Origin of the sequence: Rahnella victoriana, assembly GCF_021276285.1 — a bacterium.
GTDB lineage: Bacteria > Pseudomonadota > Gammaproteobacteria > Enterobacterales > Enterobacteriaceae > Rahnella > Rahnella victoriana.
This window is the reverse complement of sequence record NZ_CP089919.1, coordinates 4,605,758-4,628,031: the sequence shown is the minus strand read 5'-3', so window position 1 is coordinate 4,628,031 and position 22,274 is coordinate 4,605,758. Positions and strand designations below refer to the sequence as shown.

Genomic DNA, 22,274 nt, shown 5'->3' with positions numbered 1-22,274 from the left:
ATCAGCAGTCGGTGACCGTCTCGTCTACGCCTGCGCCGCCGGTTGCGTGCGGACGTTGGCCGAATTTCTGCACTGGTGTCTGCGCTAACTTGCCTTTCAATTCAGTGAGGGCGTCATGTTCGGCAGCGGTGGATTTTTCCAGGGTATCGACGCGGCTCAGCAGATCGGTCAGGCTGGTTTCATGCTTATCCAGTTCGGTCTGAGCGTATTCAGCGACCTCGCTGACGGCTTCGTGAACATCGGCCAGACGGGCATCGTCTGACGCCTGTTTACGTGAAAGCTTTTGTTTCACCAGGGCGAAAAGAGAAGGGGCAGTTTCCGGCGCATCTTCAAACTCAATCAGGGCTTCGGTGGCAACCGTGAAAAGGCTGTCCGGATCGGATTTACGACCGGCGAGCGGGTTCTGTTTGGCTTTGCGGCTAAACTCCAGCATTTCAGTGCCGAGGCTTGCGGGGTCGTCGGTGACGGCCAGACCGACCAGGTAGGATTTATTGGAATTGGCGAAGTTACGTTTGATCTCCATCGAGGTGTAAACCTTCTGCCCGTCGCCGACCATCTGTGTTAAATCCGCGGTCGGGCTGATCATCGCGTACAGCGCCCATTTGTGATGCAGCAGTGGTTCAGCCGCGTCATCAATCTGCTCGGCTTTAAGTTGGATCACGTCGCCATAACGGCGGAAATCACTCGTCGGTAAAACGCCTTTGATGTGTTCCAGATTGACGCGGGCACCGTAGGCTTTCGCGCTGTATGTCTCCGCCATTTGTTTGATGTCGTTAGCATCAATTTCGCGGCCATCGCAGGTGTCGCCTTCGACCCCGATGCGGAACCATTTTGATACTTTCTTTGCCATGTGACTGACTCCGGTAATGAGTGTTGAGAACGGGAGATAGTTTCCAGACAGTCACCGCAAGCCGCCAGCCGATGCGGGTTGTTGCCCGATGGCACAACGTGGGCAGCGCGAAAAACGGCTGTCTGGCCGGTAACGTGGCGGCATGAATATTTCAAACTCCACTATCATCAGCGACCCGCGCCGACAGGCGGCACTGCTTTACTGGCAGGGTTTTTCTGTGCGGCAAATCGGGGAGATGCTGAGTCAAAAAACGCCGACGGTGCAGAGCTGGAAAACTCGCGATCAGTGGGAGGCCATTGCGCCCATTTCTCGCGTGGAAACCAGCATGGAAGCACGGCTGATCCAGCTCGTCATGAAAGATGTAAAGGAGGGGAAGGACTACAAAGAGATAGACCTGTTAGGCCGACAGATTGAACGCCTGGCACGGGTAAACCGCTACAACCATACCGGCAGCGAGGCTGATTTAAATCCGAACGTTGCCAACCGTAATAAGGGCGAACGAAAGGCACCCGATAAGAATGTGTTCAGTGATGAGGCCATTGAGAAACTCGGCGACATCTTCATTGAAACGTCGTTTGAGTATCAGCGCGGATGGCATCAGGCCGGATTACAGCACCGTATTCGCAACATCCTCAAGTCCCGCCAGATTGGCGCAACCTTCTACTTTGCCCGGGAAGCCCTGATTGATGCGCTGACCACCGGCCGTAATCAGATTTTCCTGTCGGCCAGTAAGGCGCAGGCGCACGTCTTTAAGAACTACATCATCGACTTTGCGAGACAGGTTGACGTCGATTTAAAAGGCGACCCGATAGTATTGCCGAACGGTGCACGGCTGATTTTCCTCGGTACCAATGTCCGCACCGCGCAGAGCTACACCGGCAACCTGTACCTGGACGAATACTTCTGGATCCCCAAATTTCAGGAGCTGCGCAAAGTGGCCTCCGGTATGTCACTGCATAAGAAATGGCGAAGCACCTACTTCTCCACGCCGTCCAGCCTGGCACACAGTGCCTATCCGTTCTGGTCGGGTGAACTGTTCAACAAAGGACGTCGTAACAAGGCCGACAGGATTGACCTGGATCTGACGCACGCCCACCTGTCGAAAGGCGTGCTATGCGACGACGGCCAGTGGCGGCAGATTGTGACGGTGGAAGATGCGCTGTCTGGTGGCTGTAACCTGTTCGACCTGGAGCAACTGAAACTGGAATACAGCCCCGCCGAATATGAAAACTTGCTGATGTGTGAGTTCGTGGACGATCAGGCGTCGGTGTTCCCGTTCGCCGAGTTACAGGGATGCATGGTGGACAGCCTGGACGAGTGGGAAGACTTCGACCCGTACCTGAAACGGCCATTTGCCTATCGTCCCGTCTGGATCGGTTACGACCCGTCACATACCGGCGACAGCGCGGGCTGTGCGGTAATTGCTCCGCCAGTGGTTTCAGGCGGCAAATTCCGCGTGCTTGAGCGTCATCAATGGAAGGGTATGGACTTTGCTGCGCAGGCCAGAAGCATTGAGGATCTCACGAATCGTTATGCAGTGGAGTACATCGGCATCGATGCGACTGGCATCGGGCAGGGTGTTTTCCAGCTTGTTCAGCAGTTCTTTCCGGCGGCGCGTGAGATCCGTTACAGCCCCGAGGTGAAAACCGCACTGGTACTCAAAGCAAAAGACACCATCAGCTCCGGCCGCCTTGAATATGACACCGGCCATACCGACATCACCGCGTCGTTTATGGCGATCCGCAAAACGATGACCGCCAGCGGCAACCGTTCAACCTACGAAGCCAGCCGCAGTGAAGAGGCCAGCCACGCCGACGTTGCGTGGGCAATCATGCACGCCCTGTTAAACGAACCGCTGACCGCCGCCAATGGCGGACAAAGCCCGAACATTCTGGAGTTCTATTAAATGAGCAAGCGCAAATACCGTAAAACCACACAGACCACCACAACTGAAAGCCAGCAGGGCGCGGAGGTATTCAGCTTCGGTGATCCGACGCCGGTTTTAGACCGCCGCGAGATTCTGGATTACATCGAATGCACCGGCAACGGCCGCTGGTATGAGCCTCCGGTCAGTTTCGACGGTCTTGCCCGCAGTCTTCGTGCTGCCGTACATCACAGCTCACCGATTTACGTGAAGCGGAATATTCTCGCCTCGACGTTTATCCCGCATCCGTTGCTGAGCCAGCAGGAGTTCAGCAAATTCGCGCTGGACTATCTGGTGTTCGGAAATGCGTATCTGGAACTGATCCGCAACCAGCTTGGCGAACCGCTGCGATTTGAAGCCGTGCCGGCTAAATATGTGCGTCGCGGAGTGGAAGAGGGGACGTACTGGTTTGTACAAGGCTGGAAAGAACCGCATCAGTTTGCAGCAGGTAGCATCTTTCATCTGATTGAACCGGACATTAACCAGGAAATTTACGGTCTGCCGGAATACCTGAGCGCTCTTAACTCCGCCTGGTTGAATGAAGCCGCGACGTTGTTCCGCCGCAAGTATTACCAAAACGGCGCGCATGCAGGCTACATTCTGTATATGACCGATGCTGCGCAAAGCAGCAGTGATATTGATTCAATGCGTAAGGCGATGCGGGACAAAAGGCCTGGGTAACTTCCGCAATCTGTTCATGTACGCGCCGAACGGCAAAAAGGACGGCATTCAGATTTTGCCGCTGAGTGAAGTCGCCACCAAGGATGATTTCTTCAACATTAAGAAATCCAGCCGTGATGACCTGCTGAGCGCGCACCGCGTTCCGCCGCAGATGATGGGGATTATTCCTGACAATGCGGGAGGGTTTGGTGATGTGGAGAAAGCGGCGCAGGTGTTCGTTAGGAATGAGCTGACGCCGCTGCAGGAGAGGATGAGGGAAATAAACCAGCGAATAAAACAAAATATCGTTATATTCAGGCAATACACTTTGTAAGTTAAGGAGGCTAGTAATTTAAACTAGCCTCTAAAATTATACTTTTACCTGACTCTGATTTCGGATGCCAGTTCTAATTTGTTGGTAAATATTAATATTTACACCTTCCTCAACTTCTAATGTTACCGCGAGGCCATAAGGTATTTCTTCATCAAGTTTGGTAATAGCATCAGCCTTGCAGATTACACGTAGTTTAATGTTCTCACCATCTTGAAAAGCAGAGATCTCTTTAGTTCCTTCAAATATCTCATGTTGCACGGTTCCACGATGCACTTGGTTATGGTCAGTATCCGTACGCTTGAGTTTTAAGGGAATGGCGTTCCATGTACCTGCAGGACTAAGTTCTAATTTCGCTTCTCTCAAGTTTCTATGATTAGAATTTATTGGCGTCAACCAAGCAAGAGAAATGACAAGTCTGCGCCACTCAGAGCTTTGAGATAGTCCTGGTGGTAAAGGAAATGAGTATTCATGTATCTCATTTTGTTTTATCTCCCCAAATCCCAATACCGTTGCACGTTGCTCTGTACAAGTAACCACTTTCTCAATATCGGCAGAGCCGTAACCAGTGTAACGAGTAATTACTTCTTTTATTTTTCTTGAGTTTGAGTTTGTTTTATAGGTATTTATTAGTGTTTTTTTTACTTCATCACCTTGCCTTGCTCCATGGACTAATAAGGTTTTTATCAATACGGAAATGAGGTTTTCAGGAATTTTTTGGTTTAGGCTTTTTTGCAGATCAGATAGGGAGTCATATATTATGGCACCTCCACGTGTGGCGAGGGCAGTAGCATTGCTTGTGCCTTTGGTATAAGCGCACTTGGCTAAATCACCTTGAGTGATACTGTCCCAGGCAACTTTTTGCCCTGTCATGTTATTAATATTATTGATTTTATAAATAGTCCCAGATGGAGGGATATTATATAACTGTTTACCGCCAGAAAAAAATATTTCTGGTTTGACTGATTTTCTAAAGCCATATCCTAGTCGAGATATCGGACTAACTAAACCCATGCTAGAAGGTAAAATATCAGTATGATTGCTAACTAGTTGTTGTGTTGGTGTTTGGTCGCTGTGCAATGCGCCTACGGTAATTGAGTTCATTGATTCTGCAGGGGAGAGTATCCGACGGTAAAATAGATTCCTCTCTATTTGTTTTAATGTTAATTCTACTTTTCCATCATTAGTAAGTTTCTTGTAATCATCTTCGCGTAGTTCAAGATCAATGCTTTCTGTGAAGTTTCCTGCACTGATTACGAAGATAACACGGTATTTCCAAGACAAGTAATCTATAAGTCTTGCTAATGGGCTCAACGTGTTAATAAATGGTCTAGATGAATCTCCAATTGAAAGATTAATAATTTTCACATGGGGTGCTTGTGCTTCAACAGTTCCCTGCCCTTCAAATATACGCCTCACTGCAATTTCAATTCTATCTTCAAGAAATTCATTTTTGGGTACGTGTTCAACTACAATCTGACTAGTTTGATCCGGTTGGAGAATTGGCGCAACATAAAGAGGGCTTTTCAAAGGAGAGCTTGCTGGGCTGTCAAGTTCACCGTGTATAATAAGTGAGGCCATTGACGTTCCATGTAGTCGTTGACCAACTAAATAATGCTCGCTGATGTTATTAGGATCGTCAATTCTTATTCTGTTTTTTAAACGAGTATGATTTAATTGCGGTACCCCATCTAGTAAGGCAACTATTGGTTCAATATCTAATAAATCATTTTCTTCATCAATTAAATTTATATCAGTTGCATTACTCTCTTCCGGTACTATTGTAAGAGATTGACCCGTTGGTCTGAAGTACATCACGCCTGAAAAATTGAAAAGTTGTATATCAGTTTTTTTTGTATCAGTTTCAAGCTGCTTGAGTAATTCTTTAATTTCTTTTGCTGGTAATTCTGCTTTCACTGCATGGAAGTTAATTTCAGCCATGTCGATAAAAGGACTGATAAGAGAGCCAGAGTTTAGCTCTAATAAGTCCCTGACGATTTTTCGTTTTTAATCTAGTGGTTTTATTTTTTCTATAAAAAAGTTCAATCTGGAATGCTACTTTTTCATCAGGATTTATAGGATCAAGAAGGTCTTCCCATAAGTCAAGCATACCAGTATCTTTTAAAGTTTCTATAATACCCCATTCTCTTATTTCAATTATATGACCGAAAATATCTCTCCATTTGGTAAATCCTGTCGGAAATACGCCTTCTTTTTTCCAGATACTCCATAATGACAATATTTTTGCAAAAGCTTTGTCACTGGCAAGAGATAAAAATATACGGCCACCTAATTTTTTTTCAGTTCGAATGCCATTCTTATCAACTTGATAAAAATTATCATCTGGCTCAATTCCATCAATATCCCATTCCCCGAGCCATTCTAGACCAGCCGCCTCTACTGCTTGCTTAAAATCATCTAATCTGCCTGCTATTTCGATTACGAGCACGGCCTCTGGCTCGAGCCCATCCACATTTTTAGAAATGGATGCTTTGTAATTAGAAAATTCACTAGCCAAATTAGCAAATTGTTTTTCTAATCGTAATTCTTGTATGTTGTGATTTGGAGTAATCGGCCCCCCCGATGCGAAACCAACACCTTTGGGTGGTTTCAAAGAGGTTGCTCGAGGAAAAACAAGTAATGGGAGATTCTCAGCCATTTATTTCATCCTTGTTAAAGTTTGTTTTTCAACCAGAGGAGCTAGACGATTTTTCCATTGCTCCATTTTTGTTTTCGTAATTGATTTAGCATTTTTGGTACTACGATCTAAAATAGCTCTGCGCATTATACTAAGACAAAATTCTTGAGTGTCGGAAAAATTACTTCCCAGTAAAAATTTTGCTAGTGATTCGGGGGCATATCCAAAATTGATTCCAGATTTAATGCTAATATCAGAAATAAAAATCTTGAGCTGTTCTCTCGTAGGCATAGGTATATCAATACGCACCTGAAATCTTCGCCATACAGCTCGGTCTAACAATTCCGGGTGATTACTTGCGGCAACAACAACAACATAATCAGGTAAATTGTCTAGCTGTAATAAAGAGAGCTAACTACTCTTTTATTTCACCAGTTTCATGAGTGTCGCCTCTTTCTTTTCCTAAGGTTTCAAATTCGTCAAAGAAAAGTACGCATCTCTGGGTGCGAGCATAGTCTAATATTGTTTTTAATCGATTAGATGTTTCACCAAGATAGCTTCCCACGAGTGTCTCATAACGAACAATCAACAAGGGGTACATTAATTCGGATGCAAGTGCCTCTGCAAGTGTCGTCTTACCATTACCCGGTGCTCCTGCTAACATAATTTTGTTGCGAGGGGAAATGTTATGTGCTTTGAGAAGCTCAGAGCGATGCTGTTCTTCAATGACCTCCTCGAGCTGAGTCGTGATAGACTGTGAGAGTACTAAACTTTCCAATCTTCTTTCTGGAGTAATTTCGTAAATTAACTCTTTAACCTTACTGTTATCAGTAGGTTTAATGCGATTATGAGCCTGACTAAATACATCTGGCTGTATTGATTTAGTCAGGCGATCGGCAAGAATCCTATGCCCTTTCGATCTTTCTTCTTGAATTAGCTCTTCAGCTATTTTTCTAAAAGATAGCTGATCATTATTCGTTGCACTTCGAAGAAGTTTCACTAAAAGATCCGCTTGCGCCATTTACAACTCCATTAAAATCAGTGATTTAACTGACAAAAATTTGTCGGTTTTTTAACAATTAATATTTCATAAGTCTAGTTATCAAAAGTAGCCTAGCTAATGAACTAAGGATATTTGATAGTGTACAAATTCATAAAGTAGTTTGCGAGCCTTCTTCTTTTTCGGTGCCTTAGTTCTTCAAAATAGCATCTAGTACATCCTCCCATGCGGTTGATTTTCTGAAATAGCTGAGTCAGTTTATCTGCTTTGCGCGCAATGCTATCCCCGCCACGCCTGCCCGCTTTATGGGGTGCTTTTGATGCAGTTGCGTGATCCACTGTGATCCACGCCAGTACTGGTGTCACGGGAAGAAAAGAGCAGGGCGATCACAATGCAAAATCATGCACTCACTGCATGCAGAGCTGTCAAAGAGAGATCGCCCGCATTCCTGGCTATTCTTCATCGTCGTAAACAGAGAACGGCACTGATTGCGTGTCTTCTTCATCCAGAACGCTGTCGGCCATATCAGAGATCATTTCCATCACCAATGCGTACTCGTCATTTCTGCACTGGGCTGACTGTGCGATGTCAGCCATAAGCCGGATTTTTATCAAAGCCATCTTTAGCTCATGAGAGGATTCCATTACTCACTCCAATGCACTGGTTATTTATACAGTATAATATTACTATTCTTTAACAAATTCCAATAAAAACTGTATGTTATTGTTTTAATAATAACCATAGCGGATGGTTTGGTAAGGCCGATGGCAGCGAATGCTGTCTCAAATAGTCAGCCATGGACGAGTCAAAATTATGCATTGGTTTTTTATTGCTCTTCCATTGGCGGCTCACCATTAGGTTTAACACCTCCATTGTTTTGCTGCTCCTTCAGTTCTTGTTCGGACTTTTCAATCCATTGCTGCATTTGAGGGTATTTTGAGTACAGTTGTCGCTGGAAGGGTGGCAAATGGCTAAGGCTATTATCAATCTGGTCAATTGCAGGTGTTGACTGAGGAGTTTGAGTAGCTTCAGGAGTTGGAGACGTTTGAGGCTGTTCTGCTTCTTCAAAAGCCGGCAATCCCTTGCATTGATTGCAAATTTTATCAATATTATAAAATATCTCTTTATAATTCAGCTCTGTACGACATTTCTTACACAGTTTTATTTTGTTAGCTACAAATCGCGCTATGTCTTCTGCCTTATACCATTCATCGTCTTCGTGCATACATTTTCCTTGTTCTCAACTTCAGCCGATGGCTTCCCAAAGTCGTACGTCGTTGCCTGCTGCTGATTTGGGTAATGCTCCCTCGAATGATGTTCCATTTCAACTGTATGATCGTAGGTTTTTTCCGCTATGTTTTGCGATAAGCCTTCTTCGCATGTTTTCTTTGGATGAAGAGATGGTCTAACAACTCTCTTCCCTTTGAATTGCGCCACAATCGCCCTCACGGCGGCAGTGTCCGTCCAGTCAATAGTTCGTAAAGTGTATGAAGTGGAGCCTGCAGCATCGCTTTCAGCTTGGTTATCGTGCCCATTTTCGGCCTGTTCCTTTTCATCTAACCCACAGTTATTGACAGGACTCCGAGGCGCGCCGTGGGCGCTTTTTGAGGTCAAAACCTCAACGTCAACGGCGGAAGAAACGATCCGCCATTGTGTTGTGCGGGTTTCATAAACGTGGGAGTCGCCGAGGTGAGGCGCAAAAATGCCCACAACCTTTTTGACTTCCTCATCGTATGCGTTCAGCTCATCAGCCACGCGGCGGGCGACACGCACAGTCTGATCGTCGCGAGGCACATTAGCGCCGCCCTGGGCTGACATGTACGCCATAAAATCACCGGCATCAGCAGCAGCGCGGACAGCTTCCACTTCTTCGTCAAAGGTTTCAGTCAGACTGATGGAACGGATGCGGCGGCACTCACGGTATGAACCCATCGTAGGCAGGCCGATAGGATGAAACTGCGGGATACGCCAGGTAGCAGCCCAAGCGGTAACAGCGGCAGCGGAGTCTGTCAGCAACTCGCCGGTTTCGTGGTCACGCTCGCCTTCCAGTGCGTAACCGTCGATGTTCTTTGCGATGTATTTGGCGATATAGCCCGCCGCGCCGCCGCGATTCAGGTGCTTACAGTCAAAGCGGTTTTTAGCTGCACCGCGTTCGTCACCGTCTTCCTTCATGGCGTATTTGCGCATGATATCGATCACCCGGTGACGCATGGCGGGCTTGGTGAATAGCATCATGTGCCAGTGCGGCGTCGCGTCGTGGTGAGGTTCCACCACCCGCATCCCGTAAACGGACAGGCCACTGTCTTTGAACGCGGTGCGCATTTTGCTCCAAATTCCGCACAGATAACGCTGCGCATCTTTCGGGGTATAGGCCTCTTTGTCCCAGGCGTGATTGCGCTGAACGCGCTTTTTATCGCCCTTGCCAACCATGCGGGTCGGGTGAAATTTGGAAGGCGTGGTGATGGTCAGAAACATCCCGACGTCGCCATTTGCGGCGGCATACTTTTCTGTGCCGGCGATCGTGCTCATTAACTCCATGCGGCGGATCTCAGGGTTTGAAATACTCGCCATCACTTTGTCTATCAGACTGAAACGTTCCCCGGTTTCGATGTTTTCCAGTTCGCAGCTTTTCAGGTAGTCGAGATTCGACAGACGGCGCGCACGCACTTCACGGATAGCCTGCTTACTAGCATATGGGGAAGCGTCGCGGTTCACTTTGCCGATGGCGATCAGTAAAGATTCACGCCAGCGGGTGCGCTGACCTTTTAGCTGGCGTAACCACCAGTCCGGATTAACCAGACGCGACATGGCAGCGATAGCGGAAACGGCATCCAGCTTGCCTTTGCAATACCTTGTCCAGTACATCGGCGTGACATTGAAAGCCTGTGCCATACCTGCGATTTCGCTGTACAGCTCGCACTGGGTATCACCCTCAAAAAGAATCGAATTATCCCCGTTGTATTGAGCAAGCAGCTGATCACAACGGTCTTCATAGATTTCTTTAAGTTGTCCGGCGATGTCCTGAGCGAACCGGCGCAGCGGTTTATCGCTCATGCTCGGCAGGCCGTGATAGGTGTCGGCCTCTGACATGAATTTCATGGAAGCTTTAACATTCATCGCATGAGCGGCATTGACCGCTTCGACGCGGGGAAGGATGCTGCGACCAAGGGTATAAACCAGGTATTTATTGGCGGCGTGAATGCCCTGCGTTTTCAACAGATACGCATGACGACCTGTGAATATTTCCCGCAGGTCGGTAGATAGGTTTTACTCTGATTAAAACAGCTTGCCCTGATCGTATTCGTCACGGGTAAGCGGTCTTTCCAGGCCAGAAACGGCCTGGCGTGGTTTGTTCCAGGGAAACGCCCAAACTTCGGGCGTTTTAATCTGCGGAGTAAAACGGCTGGTCTGCATTACATGCCGTCTTTAAGATCAATGACCAGATAGCCAGCATTGATACCGCCCAGGATGAGTAACGCCACTGAGAAAACGATCACTTGTTGCCTCTGTAATGTCTGGCGTTCAACTCAGCAAGTTCCTTGCAATAGACACAAAGCTCAACCCCTGGCAGAGCTGCTCGGCGTTCCTCCGGTATTGGGCGGTCACATTCGATGCAGAACATTACGGAAATACCCGCAACAGTTGCGCGGGCGGCTTGGATTTGGGCGGAAAGAATGAGATCAGCGCGTTCCTGGGCGGTGTCGATCACATCAGCCATAGTTACGCCTCCGCTTCACTTTGGATTCGGTTAGCTTCAATGCGTAGTGCTTCTGCAGCTTCAATCCCTGTCATTTCACGTTTGAGGATAAAACTGGCAATCGCTTCCAGGCGGCCAGCAAATACCACCGCTCGATTGGCGCGTTCTTCATTACGAGCAGTGTCCAGCATCACCGATAAATCAGGAACAGAGGTGTAATCGCGTTCTGGTGAAGCTAAATCAATGCCCATAACTTGCAAACTAACAATATTCTGACGGGTGTTATTAATCATATTTTTCATATAAGAACTCCTGTTTTTGGCAAAAGAATGCCCGGCGGGTTGACGCCAGTTAATTTGGATTCGGGTTAGTGTTTAATATTTATCGTGCAGTCATCTTCACTGATAAATTTCGGCATTGATTCAGTTAAACCAAGCAAAGAATTTAGCGCCGCAACTACTTGATGCCTTTCCGTCGGCGTTAATTCAGCAAACTTCATCTCAAGATGGCGGCGAGATAAGCCAGCATGAAAACAGATTGTTCTACGCATATGCAGAGGCTGAGTATCAAATGTTTCCTGTGCTACATTCTTTCTGAAATCAAACATCTCTTTAATTCGGGAAAGATGTTTTTTGCCTATTTGAATATGTTCTTCATTAACTAAAGACATAATCACCTCAACTAAACAGACGCTTTAAAAGCGGTTTTGAATTTCTCACTGCCTGCGGGCAGTGGCTTGTGATGAAGGGTTCCAACGCTTTCCGCCTGGCAACTCGATGCAGCCATTGCCGAAGTGGCGAGAGGGACTTTGCTGTTTTAAAAATGGAGCAATAGAAACAGCCATAGTCACATCAGCCCATTTGTCGTGACGCTTGCAATGGCACCAACTGCAGATGCCAGGGCTGGAGATGCCTGTACTCGGCCTTGAACAACTAAGCCGATCAGTGACAGATGGCGAATACCGGCATTTACACCTTCGAGTAGGGACATTCGACGCTGAGAACTGACCGCACCACCTTTCACTGCATCAGCTGCAATAGAACCTACGGCGGCAGTGGCCTGTAGTGCGTAGGTTGAAAGATTAGAAGTAGCAATTTCATTGACCGGTACTGACGGCAGGCAATTTATCTGTGCAAGCATGCCATCGAGAAGGCTAGCGTCCTCAGTCAGATCAGTGATTAAAAGAACTTCCTCACAAGTGAGTTTATGAGGTTGTTCAGGGTTGAACTTATTGCGCAGGATTTGGGGTTTGGTTCCCATCAGCGCGGCAAGTTCGGTAAGGTTATGACGATTCACAAATGCCTTACATGCATCGTCAAAGTGAGCGTGTTTGGAAACGCGATAATCAAACATTGTTAGTCCCTGCTAGTTTGAATAATCTGACTCAACGATTTATGTAACGGCACTTGATGGCTTGCTGGCGGTTTTTCTCACGCCAGGCTTCAAGATTGATCAGGGCATTGCCATGACGTTCCATAACAACAGTTTGCATTTGACCTGTTTTTCGGTTTTTGCGTTGCTGGGTGATTGTAGTTGAGGGAGTTGGGGCAAGAAGCACAACACCGTTTGCGATCCACTTTTCGAGAACAGCGGAGCTGATGCCGTTAATTGCAGCAAAATCTTTTTTAGAGATTGTCGGTGAGGTAGCTAGAGTGGTCAGTTGCAAACTAATTGAGTTCACAATAGTTGCAGACAGGGCTGTCTCCAAGGCCGGTAGCAACTGGGATACTACAGAGTTTAACAGTTCCTTAGAAACGGCTGTCTTATCAACGGCTACTTGAATTGCATTCTGTTCAGACATAAAGCAAAATCTCCTTTTAAGCAGTTTGAGTTCTACTGTGTAACATGTGGTGTGTTTTCACTTTAGATCACAAATGTGCTCATGTAAATCACTTTCGTGCTCACCGTGGTGGATCTATGCCTGAAACTAAAGACAGTGCTGCGCATATCGTTGAACGTCTTTCCTCATCTTATGGGGTTACTTCTCAACGAGCTTTAGCCAGCTGTCTGGATGTTCCCTCAAATAATGTAAGTGCCTGGGTTCAACGTAAGAGCGTTCCTGGTAATGCAATCATCAAATGCGCATTGGACACAGGGGCTGACTTGAAATGGTTAGTTACCGGTGAGTTTGCATTTGCAAAAAAAGAAAGCCTAAAAATCACAAAAAAAGGCACTTCAAGTTCTGGGCATGTACTACTGAAGAAAATGCTTTCCTCAGGGGGGCGGGCGGTTTTAAGCCGAATCATTGAAGCTTATGGTTTCAAAACGCAAAAAGAACTTGGCGAGCATTTAAATATTTCTTCAGGAACGATCAGCACGTGGGTAAGAAGAGAATATTTTCCTGGCGACGTAGTGATTACCTGCGCATTAGATACCGGTGTTTCACTTGAATGGTTGGCTACCGGCGAAATGAGCACAGCCTCTCAAGAGGAAACCGCCGCCTCAGGAATACCGATTGTCAGTAAGAAAATACTTCTGGCTGGAAAACTTGATGATGATGGTTTTTGCTATATTGATCAGTCGTTTATCCCAGATGGTGTCAATCTTGAAAGCTTGAACTTTGTGCGAAGGGGTAAATCGTCTTGGCTAATTGAAATGGGTGTTAATGAGCTATCAAATGGGTCATGGTTGTTAGATATAGATGGCACCTTAGATGTATACTTAGTTTCAAAGCGTCCAGGTAATAAGGTGCGCATTATTGGCCAAGATGGTGAGTTTGAATGCTCGACAAATGAAGTAACAGCTAAAGGATTAGTCGTGGTTATTTTAAAAAGTGTACTATAATACTACTTTTAGTATTCAAAATTTCAAGACTTAACCAGCCCCCGTTAGTACCTCACCCAGGGGCCGGTTCACCATGAAAATATTTATAATAGCTGACTGTTATCGCTAGTTTCTAGGTTTTTTTAAATTACTAGGTGAACGTAAGCCGAGATAGTATTTATATAGAAAAGCAAAAGAATATTTTTTTCTTCCTCCACTAATATAAGTTACAAATAAAATTCCATTTAAGACTAGCATTTCTTCAAAGTGATTTATAGAAGTAGATTTGAGAGAATCATGGTTTTCTTTAACACACTCAACTAATTCCTCAAAATCATTTTGAAGTAGAGATGAACATTTTAGCCTATCAGGAACAGCGCTATTCCGAATGTCTTGTACGAAAAGGCGTATAAGTTCGTTTCCCGTTTCATTAGCTAAATCATTAAAATGTTTATCTACGGCCTGAGATCTTACGCTTTTATACATGCAATACTGAATACTTAATACAGATGAACCTCTCAACTTATTATCGTCACGAACCTGCTCAGTTATAGCGAGTTTTATTAGATCTAAAAATGGACGCAAACTGATAGTTTGATCAGCATTCTTTATATTAGTATAAAGTTCATCGTAAGCGTTATTCCAACTATCACGACTTTCACCAAAGAAAACCTCAGTTAGAGGTCTTAAGATATATTCATCAGCAGGAAGTTGATTGAAATTATTCCTTTTGTTCAATCTTTTAACTATTTGATTTTTTATGAAATCTTCAGATTTATATCTACTCAAAAATTTCAAAAACTCATCACGTGCATAGGCAAATACAACCTTAAATAAGAAGGCATACATCTCTTCATGCGACCATTCTAAATTAATGGTTTGTTTTTCAAGAGCATTTTTATTTGTCAAATTGCCAAGTTTTGAGAATAGATCTCTTCTCACAAATAATTTAGGTTGTATGCGCTCCCAATTGTTTGATATACACAAGCGAATAAGCGGCGATATACCTTTATTCCAATCTTTAGGTATTACCACAAAGTCTAACTGATCAAAAGTAACTATTAAACGAGAATCACTGTGCCTAAGGTTACTCTCAGCTTTTTCGAGAGAATCCTCTACTAAAGTATACAGTGTTTCAGAATCAACAACAGCCTTAAATTTTAAAAAAGTTGCATTGTCATTTTTGACTTCAAAATAATTTTCATCTTTTTCAATGACACCCGAACGGCATACGGCCAACCATAAATAAATGACCCAGAATCTTCTTATTTTACTATCATCATCTAAAAATGAGGACGAATGAGATGACAATTCAAAATATGATCCTGCTGATGAATTATAATCTCCAATGGCATGAATGACTTTGAATTTTGATTGTTCTTTTTCTGCGCGTTTGACTAACAAATTAAAGAAACTATCATTTTGCAACGCTTTGTAGAAAGCTGTTTTTCCTGTCCCTTTACCACCTAATAATATTTTGTACTCAGGTAAAAAAAGGTCTTGCATGCATTGCCTGATATAAAAATCTTTTTGAAAGAAACTATCATTATATTTTATATTTTCTGCATATGGGTCAGGTAAGCTTGACGATAGCTTCTGAATTATTAAATCAGCAGTTTCATCACTCTTAATATGTGGCACAATTTCAACAGGTTCTTCAATTGAAGTATTAATTCCTTTTTCTGATAAAGATTTTAGCTCCTCGGATAGGAACTCAAAAAATTTACTATAACTATTTGATCCTACGTGAGACATGAAATGCTTTGTATCTTCAATATCCTCAAATTCAGTACCAACCAATTCAAGCATACTCTCTCTTTGGAAAATAAATGTTGGTACTTTGAAGTCAGAATATGCTTCGCAATAGCTTGTGACTTTCTTATTAAATCTTTCAAATCTTTTCGTTATAGATGAAGATATTATCGAAAGGATCATGATTAACTTTTTGTCTTCTTTAATCTCAGAAAATCTTTCTAATAGAAATTCTATGCCAGCTTCGTTTTGGTGATCATCACCACTTAATGCAATCACAAGATCAGAAATTTCTGACAAAGAACCAAACACGTTGTTAAATCCAGTCCGAGAATCAAATATTATTACGTCTGGAGAATATTCACTATTTATATTTGAAAGGAGATTGGTTATATCTTTCGTAAAGGAATCTCTACCCTGTAAATCCAACCGAGATAAACCTTCGAGATAATGATTTTTTTCTTCGCCAAATATGTTTCCTGCTGGCATTAAATGAATTTTCCCTTCACCGGTAAATACTGAAGGGACTTCGTAAATATACTTGTCATTTAATTTCAGGTCAGGGTAGAACTTACTATCAATAAGATATTCAACTATTCCATTTTTAGGGTTATCAAATTGAGAAATGTTAAAAAAGTTTATCAAACCCGGAGCTTCGAAATCACAATCGACTACAAAAATTTTTTTCCCAAAACTTGCATAGTATCCGCAAAAAAGAGCTAAAGAAGTGGTTCTACCTACTCCTCCCTTATAACTGAAAAATGTCAAAACAGGTGTTTTATTTTCTATTTTTTCGTTTGATGGTTCAATCAAATTATCAAGCGAACGTCTAAGCCCGAAGTTGATGTTATTATTTTTAAATAAATAAGCATAATCTTCATCAACACCATTCTCCTCAGTTATAAAATCAAATGTTATATTATAACAATCAACCTCATTGAAAAACTCATCCTCATCTGTAAGATCGGAGATGTTTTTTATTCTATCACTTGCAATAGTTATTCTAGCTAGCTGATTCATAGTCAAATCAATATTGAAATTAGACAATATTTTTTGATTTTTCAAGCGCTGCAAGGATTTTTTTATTTTTTCTAAAACAACAAATGAAATTAACATATTATATTTTACCTGATATTTGATTCAACGTGTTTAAATATGCTTTTTGCATGCTCATTAAACTGCATGACGTGAACATGTTCATCGCTGTGTTTGAATTTTTCAGGAATAGGATTGTATACATATCTTATCTCTGCATCCCATCCATTATAGAGCTTTTTGACTTCAGATGTGATATTGTCTTTTCTATCAACTAATATTAATCCAGGGTATTCCCGATTAAAGTATTCATCATAAACTGAAAATTTATGGTGCTTAATATTATTGTTGTATGTAATGCCTTTAACGTTAATTTTGGTAATGTCCGTATCCTTGTCATACCCAATTAATGCATATATCCCATACTTTAAGACGCATTCAATAACATACCCAGAAATGTAATATAAATTTAGAGTTAACCTTTTGGTTGAACCATTATTTAAGGGTTGCTGTTGCAATTGCATAAATAGTGAATCATATAAAACCTCACTTGTTTGAACATGTTTTCTAGCAGCACTCAGATACTCCGTGTACTTCATTATAAACTCCCAGATAAACTCTCTTAGATGTAAGTTCAAGTTATATAATCAATCCTATACGCAAAAATGGAGCAAGTCATCTATTGAGTAACTTAACATGTGACCTATCTCCGTGAATGAACATGCCATGTAGTGAGTAACTTCAGACTCGAGGAATGTTAAGCCTCTTTAGGAGGCGCCGACAATCTTGACGATACATGGATTGACCTTCCACCGTGTATGCTGATTGAATAAATCAACTTAAAATTATGGTGCAAATAGAGTACACAAACTAAGGGTGGTCAAACTATCGCCATTCTGTCGCCAGTTATATCTTTAACATCATGATTTAAAAGGTGTTGTAAAGTATTCGGTCTTTTTTTTTCCTGTTTTTTAAATCAACCACTTATCATTAAAACAATCACTTACATCACTTACATCACTTACATCACTTACATCACTTACATCACTTACATCACTTACATCACTTCCTGTTACCTTCAGTGCTACTCATTTGGACTTCCTGCCGCCACTTTTTCCAAACTGATTTTATCCCGCGGATTCGCTGCAGCATATCGATAAGAAGAGAGTGCCTTTTCAGTGAGAGCTGATGCCTGCAATTACAGCGATTTGCATTGCAACATAATAATAACAATCCTATAAATAATAGCTCTACTTATTGAATTGGATGTTTTATGACTGTTCTGATTAAAAAGTTACTCCCTTCAGAGTGGGAAAGCGCATTCCCGATCATTGCTCAACTACGAAACCTCACCCAAGACGAATTTTTAAGAAGCGTGAGAGTTCAAACTCTGAATGGGTATGAGCTCGTTGCCGCTACCCTTGAAGGAAGAATTATCGGTGTGATGGGCATAAGACCCGTCCACACGCTGGCACGAGGTTCTCATCTGCATATTGATGATCTGGTCGTGGATGAGAAGGATCGCCACTCGGGAACCGGCAGGTTACTTCTCGATTTCGCTGTCAGTGAGGCTAAAAGCAGAGAGATGAATTTTGTTTTTCTTGATGCAAGGAAAGAAGCAATTCCCTTCTATGAAAGGAACGATTTCATTTTCCACGCTTCTCCTTCAATGAAAAAGATCCTTTAATTTCCCCATCCGAAGGCATGTTCCGTCCCATGATCTGGCAATGGCATTGAACATGCCTGATTGTTGTCACCCTGATTCCCCTTAACCCCCATGCCGCCTACGAAAGGAGACATATGCTGATTTATCACGTTTTTGGCCGTTATCTCGGCGTTAAGAAAGTGTCTGATGGCTGGCAGGTTTTCCGTGCCGATATGGCCGAGAGAAAATTTTCACGGCTTTACGACATCATCATTCCCGATGATATGACGGAGGAAGAGATCCCCGGTTGGTTCGGCGATATCTTTCATGAGTCAGCGAGTGAACGCTTTCCGGATGTGAAACGGGTTGAGTGATGACGTACGTATGGCAATAAAACTTTCCGCTATCTTCTTGATCATGGTTGTAAAAGCGATTCCTTCTCATTTGCAGGCTGACGGATAGCATTGTAACGTTGAGGCTCCGCCACAATGATGAGGAAAGGAAAATGAAAGCTGCTGTTGTTAATAAAGACCACTCTGTGGGCGTCGTTGAGAAGACTCTGCGTGACCTGGAACATGGTGAAGCACTTTTAGAAATGGAGTGCTGTGGTGTTTGTCATACCGATCTGCATGTGAAAAACGGCGATTTTGGTGACAAAACAGGCGTCATCCTGGGGCATGAAGGGATTGGTATCGTTAAGAAAATCGGCCCCGGAGTGACGGCTCTGAAAGTTGGCGACCGCGCCAGCGTCGCCTGGTTCTTCAAAGGTTGCGGGCACTGTGAATATTGTACTACCGGCAACGAAACACTCTGCCGCGATGTGGTAAACGCCGGTTACACGACTGACGGTGGCATGGCAGAAGAATGCATTGTGTCCGCCGATTATGCGGTGAAAGTGCCGGATGGTCTGGAATCTGCAGCAGCGAGCAGCGTGACCTGCGCGGGCGTGACCACCTATAAGGCCGTTAAAGTCTCCGGTATTCAGCCGGGCAAATGGATCGCGATTTACGGTCTGGGTGGCTTAGGGAATCTGGCTTTGCAATACGCGAAAAATGTATTCAACGCCAAAGTTATTGCTATTGATGTTAATGATCAGCAACTGGAATTTGCCGCTGAAATGGGCGCAGATCTGACCATTAATATGCTGAAAGACGATGCGGCAAAAATTATTCAGGAAAAAGTGGGCGGCGCGCATGCTGCTGTTGTCACCGCCACAGCGAAATCCGCATTTAACTCCGCAGTGGATGCAATGCGTGCCGGTGGCCGTATTGTCGCCGTTGGTTTGCCGCCTGAATCAATGAGTCTCAATATTCCTCGTCTGGTTCTGGACGGTATTCAGGTCGTCGGTTCACTGGTCGGCACGCGTGAAGATCTGGCTGAAGCATTCCAGTTCGCCGCCGAAGGCAAAGTGGTGCCGAAAGTGACCAAACGTCCTCTTGGTGATATCAATGCCATTTTCAAAGAAATGGAACAAGGTAAGATCAAAGGCAGAATGGTGATCGACTTTACGCACAAGTAAGGTTTGCACAATATCGGGTGGCGTGGCTGAAGATGATGGCGGCGTCACTCTGTTATTTGCATTCAGATAAAAAAAAAGCCCGCTCGGGGCGGGCTGAAAGGGGTAATGCGAGGGTCTTACACACTATGAAGGACAGTTCACAGTGGACACAGGAGAAGAAACATCGTCTTCGGATATAAAAGTAACAAACTCAATGTCTATTTATGTCAAAGCTAAGTAAGGTTATCCCCCGACTTGTAACCCCGTCAGAACATTATTTACTCAGGCGCTATACTCGACTTATTATTTTCGCAAAATCAGGGTAGTGCTGAAACGGAACAGTACGTAAAGGAGAGTTATGCGATATTGGGTGAGTCTTATTGTGGTACTGGGCATCGCTTATTTCAGTGCGCCCTGGCTTAATCGTCACATTCCCTCTGAATATAATCCCTTTACGCCGCTGGCCATTTCGGATCCGCCAAATCTCATTACCCGCTACAAATTAAGGAAGCTGGATAATAATCCGCAGGCATGTCTGGCGGTGCTTGAGCGTGCGCAGAAAGCGGGTGCCATCAGGTTCAATAGCGCGGGGGATATGGGCGGTAAATGTCCGCTGACGGATCCTGTGCGTGTGCGCGGATTGGGTGACGTCTCCCTGAGTTCAAGTTATCTGGCGAGCTGCCGCCTTGCACTCAGCAGTGCGATGTTTGTGTCTCAGGTGGCAAAACCGCTGGCTGTCGAGCAATTAGGTTCGCCGCTGGTGCGTATTGACCATCTGGGCAGTTATGCGTGTCGTAATGTTTACAACAAGCCTGACGCAAGGCTAAGTGAACATGCTACGGCTGAAGCATTGGATATTGCCGGATTCGTGCTGGCAGACGGGCGTCATTTAACGGTGCTGAAACAATGGCCGCAGGACAGTGCGGAAGGCCGGTATGTGCATCAGATATTTTCTGAAAGCTGTCCGTTTTTTGGAAATTCTATCGGACCGGATTATAACGCAGCGCATGCCAATCACTTTCACCTCGGCATGCGCTGGTTTGGATTTTGTCGCTAGGCCATTAATCCACTAAATAGCGTTCAACCAGACGGGTCCAGTAGGCCACGCCGAAACTCAGGCTCTCATCATTGAAGTTGTACGCCGGATTATGCAGAACCGCGCTGTCCCCGTTCCCCAGGCGCAGGAAGCAACCGGGTTTTTGCTGCAGGAAATAGGCAAAGTCTTCACTGCCGGAAATAGGCGGCAGGTTATCGACCACGTTCTCTTCACCCAGCAGTTCCTTTGCCACTTCCACCGCAAAAGCCGTTTCCTGGTCATGATTCACCAGCACCGGATAACCGGGCACATACTCAATTTCTGCGCGGGCGCCATAACCGGCGGCATGATGTTCCACCAGCGTGCGGATACGTTCTTCCAGAATTTTACGTACCTGCGGATCAAATGAACGCACACTCATCTCAAGACGGGCGGTTTCAGGGATCACATTGGCGGCATGCCCGGAATGCAAAGAGCCGATAGTCACAACAGCTGTTTCATTCGGGTCAATATTGCGCGAAATAATGGATTGCAGCGCGACGACCAGACTGCTGGCCACCAGAATAGGGTCAACAGTCATATGCGGACGGGCGGCATGGCCACCTTTACCGTGAACGATGATATTCACCGTGTCGCACGCCGCCATAAAAGGACCTGACCGGAACATCATTTTACCCACCGGATAGCCGGGATGATTGTGCAACCCGTAAACGGCATCGCAAGGGAATCGCTCAAACAGTTGTTCGGCCAGCATGCGCTCGGCCCCGCTGTTAAAACCAATTTCTTCGGCTGGCTGGAAAATCAGATGAACGGTACCCGAGAAGTTTTTGCTGCGTGCCAGCTGTTCTGCGGCACCCAGCAGCATTGCGGTATGTCCGTCGTGGCCGCAGGCGTGCATTTTCCCCGGAGTCTGACTGGCATAACTGACGCCGGTTTGCTCAGTGATCGGCAGGGCATCCATATCAGCGCGGATACCGATACGGCGTGACCCGCTGCCCAGAGTCAATGAACCCACCACCCCGTATCCGCCAATGGCGGTGGTAACCTGATAACCGAGGGCTTGCAATTTATCAGCGACCAGCGCGGCCGTGGCTGATTCTTCATTAGACAGTTCAGGATGCTGGTGCAGGTGTTGGCGAACTTTACGTAACTGAGGAAGGAGATCAGCCACGTCAGCGATGGTGCAAAGTGATTTATTATTCATTATGAGGATCTGTGTTTGCCTGAAAGAAATCCGGCCATACAGACCGGTGCCACGTCATTACCTTTGACAGAATGCAATGTGAAATCGCGGCTGGCAATCAATTAATCGGGGTTTAAAAAGGGTTGTTGAATTTATGGAATGTACAATTTAATAACGATATGTAATTGATGTAACGAGTTAAATTTTTTACGTGACGTTACGCAATAAATTATTTTGCCTGTGGATGATATACGCGGTGACT

The 22,274-nt window shown here is 44.8% G+C and carries 23 protein-coding genes and 2 pseudogenes; 8 read left to right on the top strand and 17 right to left on the bottom strand.

What is annotated here, in order from left to right:
• Position 1 precedes the first annotated feature (1 nt).
• Positions 2-850: a GPO family capsid scaffolding protein gene (locus J9880_RS21290; protein WP_232769906.1), complete on the bottom strand. Its 849-nt coding sequence runs from the start codon at positions 848-850 to the stop codon at positions 2-4.
• Between the two features lie 23 nt (positions 851-873).
• Here J9880_RS21290 and J9880_RS25100 point away from each other — a divergent pair, with 23 nt between their 5' ends.
• The 3 genes and pseudogenes from J9880_RS25100 to J9880_RS21280 all read left to right on the top strand — a co-directional run bounded on the left by J9880_RS25100 (position 874) and on the right by J9880_RS21280 (position 3,768).
• A complete protein-coding gene (locus tag J9880_RS25100; protein ID WP_269812094.1) occupies positions 874-996 on the top strand; it encodes a hypothetical protein in 123 nt (40 codons plus the stop codon).
• Positions 993-2,756 (top strand): terminase ATPase subunit family protein, encoded by a 1,764-nt coding sequence (locus J9880_RS21285; protein WP_232769905.1) that lies wholly within the window; start codon positions 993-995, stop codon positions 2,754-2,756. Before J9880_RS25100 ends, J9880_RS21285 begins: the two co-directional genes overlap by 4 nt.
• Positions 2,757-3,768 (top strand): annotated as a pseudogene (locus J9880_RS21280) (phage portal protein).
• A 36-nt stretch (positions 3,769-3,804) separates the two neighbouring features.
• On the opposite strand, the gene J9880_RS21275 reads toward J9880_RS21280, so the two are convergent.
• The 13 genes and pseudogenes from J9880_RS21275 to J9880_RS21215 form a co-directional block, all read right to left on the bottom strand.
• Positions 3,805-5,706 carry a S8 family peptidase gene (locus J9880_RS21275; protein ID WP_232769904.1) on the bottom strand — a complete coding sequence of 634 codons (1,902 nt, stop codon included), beginning with the start codon at positions 5,704-5,706 and terminating at the stop codon, positions 3,805-3,807.
• Complete coding sequence (locus J9880_RS21270; RefSeq protein WP_232769903.1) at positions 5,699-6,424, bottom strand: hypothetical protein; 726 nt, start codon at positions 6,422-6,424, stop codon at positions 5,699-5,701. The genes J9880_RS21275 and J9880_RS21270 overlap by 8 nt, the downstream gene beginning before the upstream one ends.
• Entirely contained in the window at positions 6,425-6,712 is a 288-nt protein-coding gene (locus J9880_RS21265; protein ID WP_232769902.1) for a hypothetical protein, read from the bottom strand.
• Between the two features lie 106 nt (positions 6,713-6,818).
• Positions 6,819-7,424: an ATP-binding protein gene (locus tag J9880_RS21260; protein WP_232769901.1), complete on the bottom strand. Its 606-nt coding sequence runs from the start codon at positions 7,422-7,424 to the stop codon at positions 6,819-6,821.
• A 431-nt stretch (positions 7,425-7,855) separates the two neighbouring features.
• Positions 7,856-8,023, bottom strand: coding sequence for a hypothetical protein (locus J9880_RS21255; protein ID WP_165385156.1), 168 nt, complete (start codon positions 8,021-8,023; stop codon positions 7,856-7,858).
• Between the two features lie 206 nt (positions 8,024-8,229).
• The gene (locus J9880_RS21250; RefSeq protein WP_232769900.1) at positions 8,230-8,628 is read right to left on the bottom strand and encodes a hypothetical protein; all 399 of its coding nucleotides are present in this window, start codon (positions 8,626-8,628) and stop codon (positions 8,230-8,232) included.
• A gap of 188 nt (positions 8,629-8,816) precedes the next feature.
• A pseudogene (locus tag J9880_RS21245) lies at positions 8,817-10,817 on the bottom strand (replication endonuclease); the annotation flags it as partial.
• A 79-nt stretch (positions 10,818-10,896) separates the two neighbouring features.
• The gene (locus J9880_RS21240) at positions 10,897-11,121 is read right to left on the bottom strand and encodes a TraR/DksA C4-type zinc finger protein (RefSeq protein ID WP_232769899.1); all 225 of its coding nucleotides are present in this window, start codon (positions 11,119-11,121) and stop codon (positions 10,897-10,899) included.
• Positions 11,122-11,123: 2 nt separating this feature from the next.
• On the bottom strand, positions 11,124-11,402 hold the full coding sequence (locus J9880_RS21235; protein WP_232769898.1) for a DUF2732 family protein: 279 nt from the start codon (positions 11,400-11,402) through the stop codon (positions 11,124-11,126).
• 65 nt (positions 11,403-11,467) lie between these two features.
• Positions 11,468-11,770 carry a hypothetical protein gene (locus tag J9880_RS21230; protein ID WP_232769897.1) on the bottom strand — a complete coding sequence of 101 codons (303 nt, stop codon included), beginning with the start codon at positions 11,768-11,770 and terminating at the stop codon, positions 11,468-11,470.
• A gap of 45 nt (positions 11,771-11,815) precedes the next feature.
• Positions 11,816-11,944 (bottom strand): phage filamentation protein Fil family protein, encoded by a 129-nt coding sequence (locus tag J9880_RS21225; protein ID WP_232769896.1) that lies wholly within the window; start codon positions 11,942-11,944, stop codon positions 11,816-11,818.
• 2 nt (positions 11,945-11,946) lie between these two features.
• A complete protein-coding gene (locus tag J9880_RS21220; RefSeq protein ID WP_133822586.1) occupies positions 11,947-12,453 on the bottom strand; it encodes a phage regulatory CII family protein in 507 nt (168 codons plus the stop codon).
• A gap of 31 nt (positions 12,454-12,484) precedes the next feature.
• Complete coding sequence (locus J9880_RS21215; protein WP_232769895.1) at positions 12,485-12,901, bottom strand: hypothetical protein; 417 nt, start codon at positions 12,899-12,901, stop codon at positions 12,485-12,487.
• A 116-nt stretch (positions 12,902-13,017) separates the two neighbouring features.
• Here J9880_RS21215 and J9880_RS21210 point away from each other — a divergent pair, with 116 nt between their 5' ends.
• The gene (locus J9880_RS21210) at positions 13,018-13,884 is read left to right on the top strand and encodes a helix-turn-helix domain-containing protein (RefSeq protein ID WP_232769894.1); all 867 of its coding nucleotides are present in this window, start codon (positions 13,018-13,020) and stop codon (positions 13,882-13,884) included.
• 105 nt (positions 13,885-13,989) lie between these two features.
• On the opposite strand, the gene J9880_RS21205 is transcribed toward J9880_RS21210, so the two are convergent.
• On the bottom strand, positions 13,990-16,731 hold the full coding sequence (locus tag J9880_RS21205; protein WP_232769893.1) for a KGGVGR-motif variant AAA ATPase: 2,742 nt from the start codon (positions 16,729-16,731) through the stop codon (positions 13,990-13,992).
• Between the two features lie 8 nt (positions 16,732-16,739).
• Entirely contained in the window at positions 16,740-17,249 is a 510-nt protein-coding gene (locus J9880_RS21200) for a hypothetical protein (RefSeq protein ID WP_232769892.1), read from the bottom strand.
• 674 nt (positions 17,250-17,923) lie between these two features.
• On the opposite strand from J9880_RS21200, the gene J9880_RS21195 reads away from it, so the two are divergent.
• From J9880_RS21195 to J9880_RS21180, 4 genes are all read left to right on the top strand, one after another.
• Positions 17,924-18,337, top strand: coding sequence for a GNAT family N-acetyltransferase (locus J9880_RS21195; protein ID WP_133822581.1), 414 nt, complete (start codon positions 17,924-17,926; stop codon positions 18,335-18,337).
• Between the two features lie 113 nt (positions 18,338-18,450).
• Positions 18,451-18,669, top strand: a complete 219-nt coding sequence (locus J9880_RS21190) for a DUF7661 family protein (RefSeq protein ID WP_131694601.1) — start codon at positions 18,451-18,453, stop codon at positions 18,667-18,669.
• A 131-nt stretch (positions 18,670-18,800) separates the two neighbouring features.
• Complete coding sequence (gene adhP / locus J9880_RS21185; RefSeq protein WP_095921407.1) at positions 18,801-19,814, top strand: alcohol dehydrogenase AdhP; 1,014 nt, start codon at positions 18,801-18,803, stop codon at positions 19,812-19,814.
• A gap of 337 nt (positions 19,815-20,151) precedes the next feature.
• Positions 20,152-20,850 carry an extensin-like domain-containing protein gene (locus J9880_RS21180; RefSeq protein ID WP_095921408.1) on the top strand — a complete coding sequence of 233 codons (699 nt, stop codon included), beginning with the start codon at positions 20,152-20,154 and terminating at the stop codon, positions 20,848-20,850.
• Between the two features lie 4 nt (positions 20,851-20,854).
• Here the strand turns inward: J9880_RS21180 and J9880_RS21175 are convergent, their stop codons facing one another.
• Positions 20,855-22,033: a M20 aminoacylase family protein gene (locus J9880_RS21175; protein WP_095921409.1), complete on the bottom strand. Its 1,179-nt coding sequence runs from the start codon at positions 22,031-22,033 to the stop codon at positions 20,855-20,857.
• Between the last annotated feature and the right edge of the window lie 241 nt (positions 22,034-22,274).

Bases quoted from the DNA above. Each gene is read 5' to 3' on its own strand.
- adhP (WP_095921407.1), top strand. From the start codon at position 18,801: ATGAAAGCTGCTGTTGTTAATAAAGACCACTCTGTGGGCGTCGTTGAG.
- J9880_RS21200 (WP_232769892.1), bottom strand. From the start codon at position 17,249: ATGAAGTACACGGAGTATCTGAGTGCTGCTAGAAAACATGTTCAAACA.
- J9880_RS21215 (WP_232769895.1), bottom strand. From the start codon at position 12,901: ATGTCTGAACAGAATGCAATTCAAGTAGCCGTTGATAAGACAGCCGTT.
- J9880_RS21250 (WP_232769900.1), bottom strand. From the start codon at position 8,628: ATGCACGAAGACGATGAATGGTATAAGGCAGAAGACATAGCGCGATTT.
- J9880_RS21255 (WP_165385156.1), bottom strand. From the start codon at position 8,023: ATGGCTTTGATAAAAATCCGGCTTATGGCTGACATCGCACAGTCAGCC.
- J9880_RS21210 (WP_232769894.1), top strand. From the start codon at position 13,018: ATGCCTGAAACTAAAGACAGTGCTGCGCATATCGTTGAACGTCTTTCC.
- J9880_RS21175 (WP_095921409.1), bottom strand. From the start codon at position 22,033: ATGAATAATAAATCACTTTGCACCATCGCTGACGTGGCTGATCTCCTT.
- J9880_RS21275 (WP_232769904.1), bottom strand. From the start codon at position 5,706: ATGGCTGAAATTAACTTCCATGCAGTGAAAGCAGAATTACCAGCAAAA.
- J9880_RS21270 (WP_232769903.1), bottom strand. From the start codon at position 6,424: ATGGCTGAGAATCTCCCATTACTTGTTTTTCCTCGAGCAACCTCTTTG.
- J9880_RS21230 (WP_232769897.1), bottom strand. From the start codon at position 11,770: ATGTCTTTAGTTAATGAAGAACATATTCAAATAGGCAAAAAACATCTT.
- J9880_RS21180 (WP_095921408.1), top strand. From the start codon at position 20,152: ATGCGATATTGGGTGAGTCTTATTGTGGTACTGGGCATCGCTTATTTC.
- J9880_RS21225 (WP_232769896.1), bottom strand. From the start codon at position 11,944: ATGGCTGTTTCTATTGCTCCATTTTTAAAACAGCAAAGTCCCTCTCGC.
- J9880_RS21205 (WP_232769893.1), bottom strand. From the start codon at position 16,731: ATGTTAATTTCATTTGTTGTTTTAGAAAAAATAAAAAAATCCTTGCAG.
- J9880_RS21220 (WP_133822586.1), bottom strand. From the start codon at position 12,453: ATGTTTGATTATCGCGTTTCCAAACACGCTCACTTTGACGATGCATGT.
- J9880_RS21290 (WP_232769906.1), bottom strand. From the start codon at position 850: ATGGCAAAGAAAGTATCAAAATGGTTCCGCATCGGGGTCGAAGGCGAC.
- J9880_RS21285 (WP_232769905.1), top strand. From the start codon at position 993: ATGAATATTTCAAACTCCACTATCATCAGCGACCCGCGCCGACAGGCG.
- J9880_RS21235 (WP_232769898.1), bottom strand. From the start codon at position 11,402: ATGAAAAATATGATTAATAACACCCGTCAGAATATTGTTAGTTTGCAA.
- J9880_RS21240 (WP_232769899.1), bottom strand. From the start codon at position 11,121: ATGGCTGATGTGATCGACACCGCCCAGGAACGCGCTGATCTCATTCTT.
- J9880_RS21190 (WP_131694601.1), top strand. From the start codon at position 18,451: ATGCTGATTTATCACGTTTTTGGCCGTTATCTCGGCGTTAAGAAAGTG.
- J9880_RS21195 (WP_133822581.1), top strand. From the start codon at position 17,924: ATGACTGTTCTGATTAAAAAGTTACTCCCTTCAGAGTGGGAAAGCGCA.
- J9880_RS21260 (WP_232769901.1), bottom strand. From the start codon at position 7,424: ATGGCGCAAGCGGATCTTTTAGTGAAACTTCTTCGAAGTGCAACGAAT.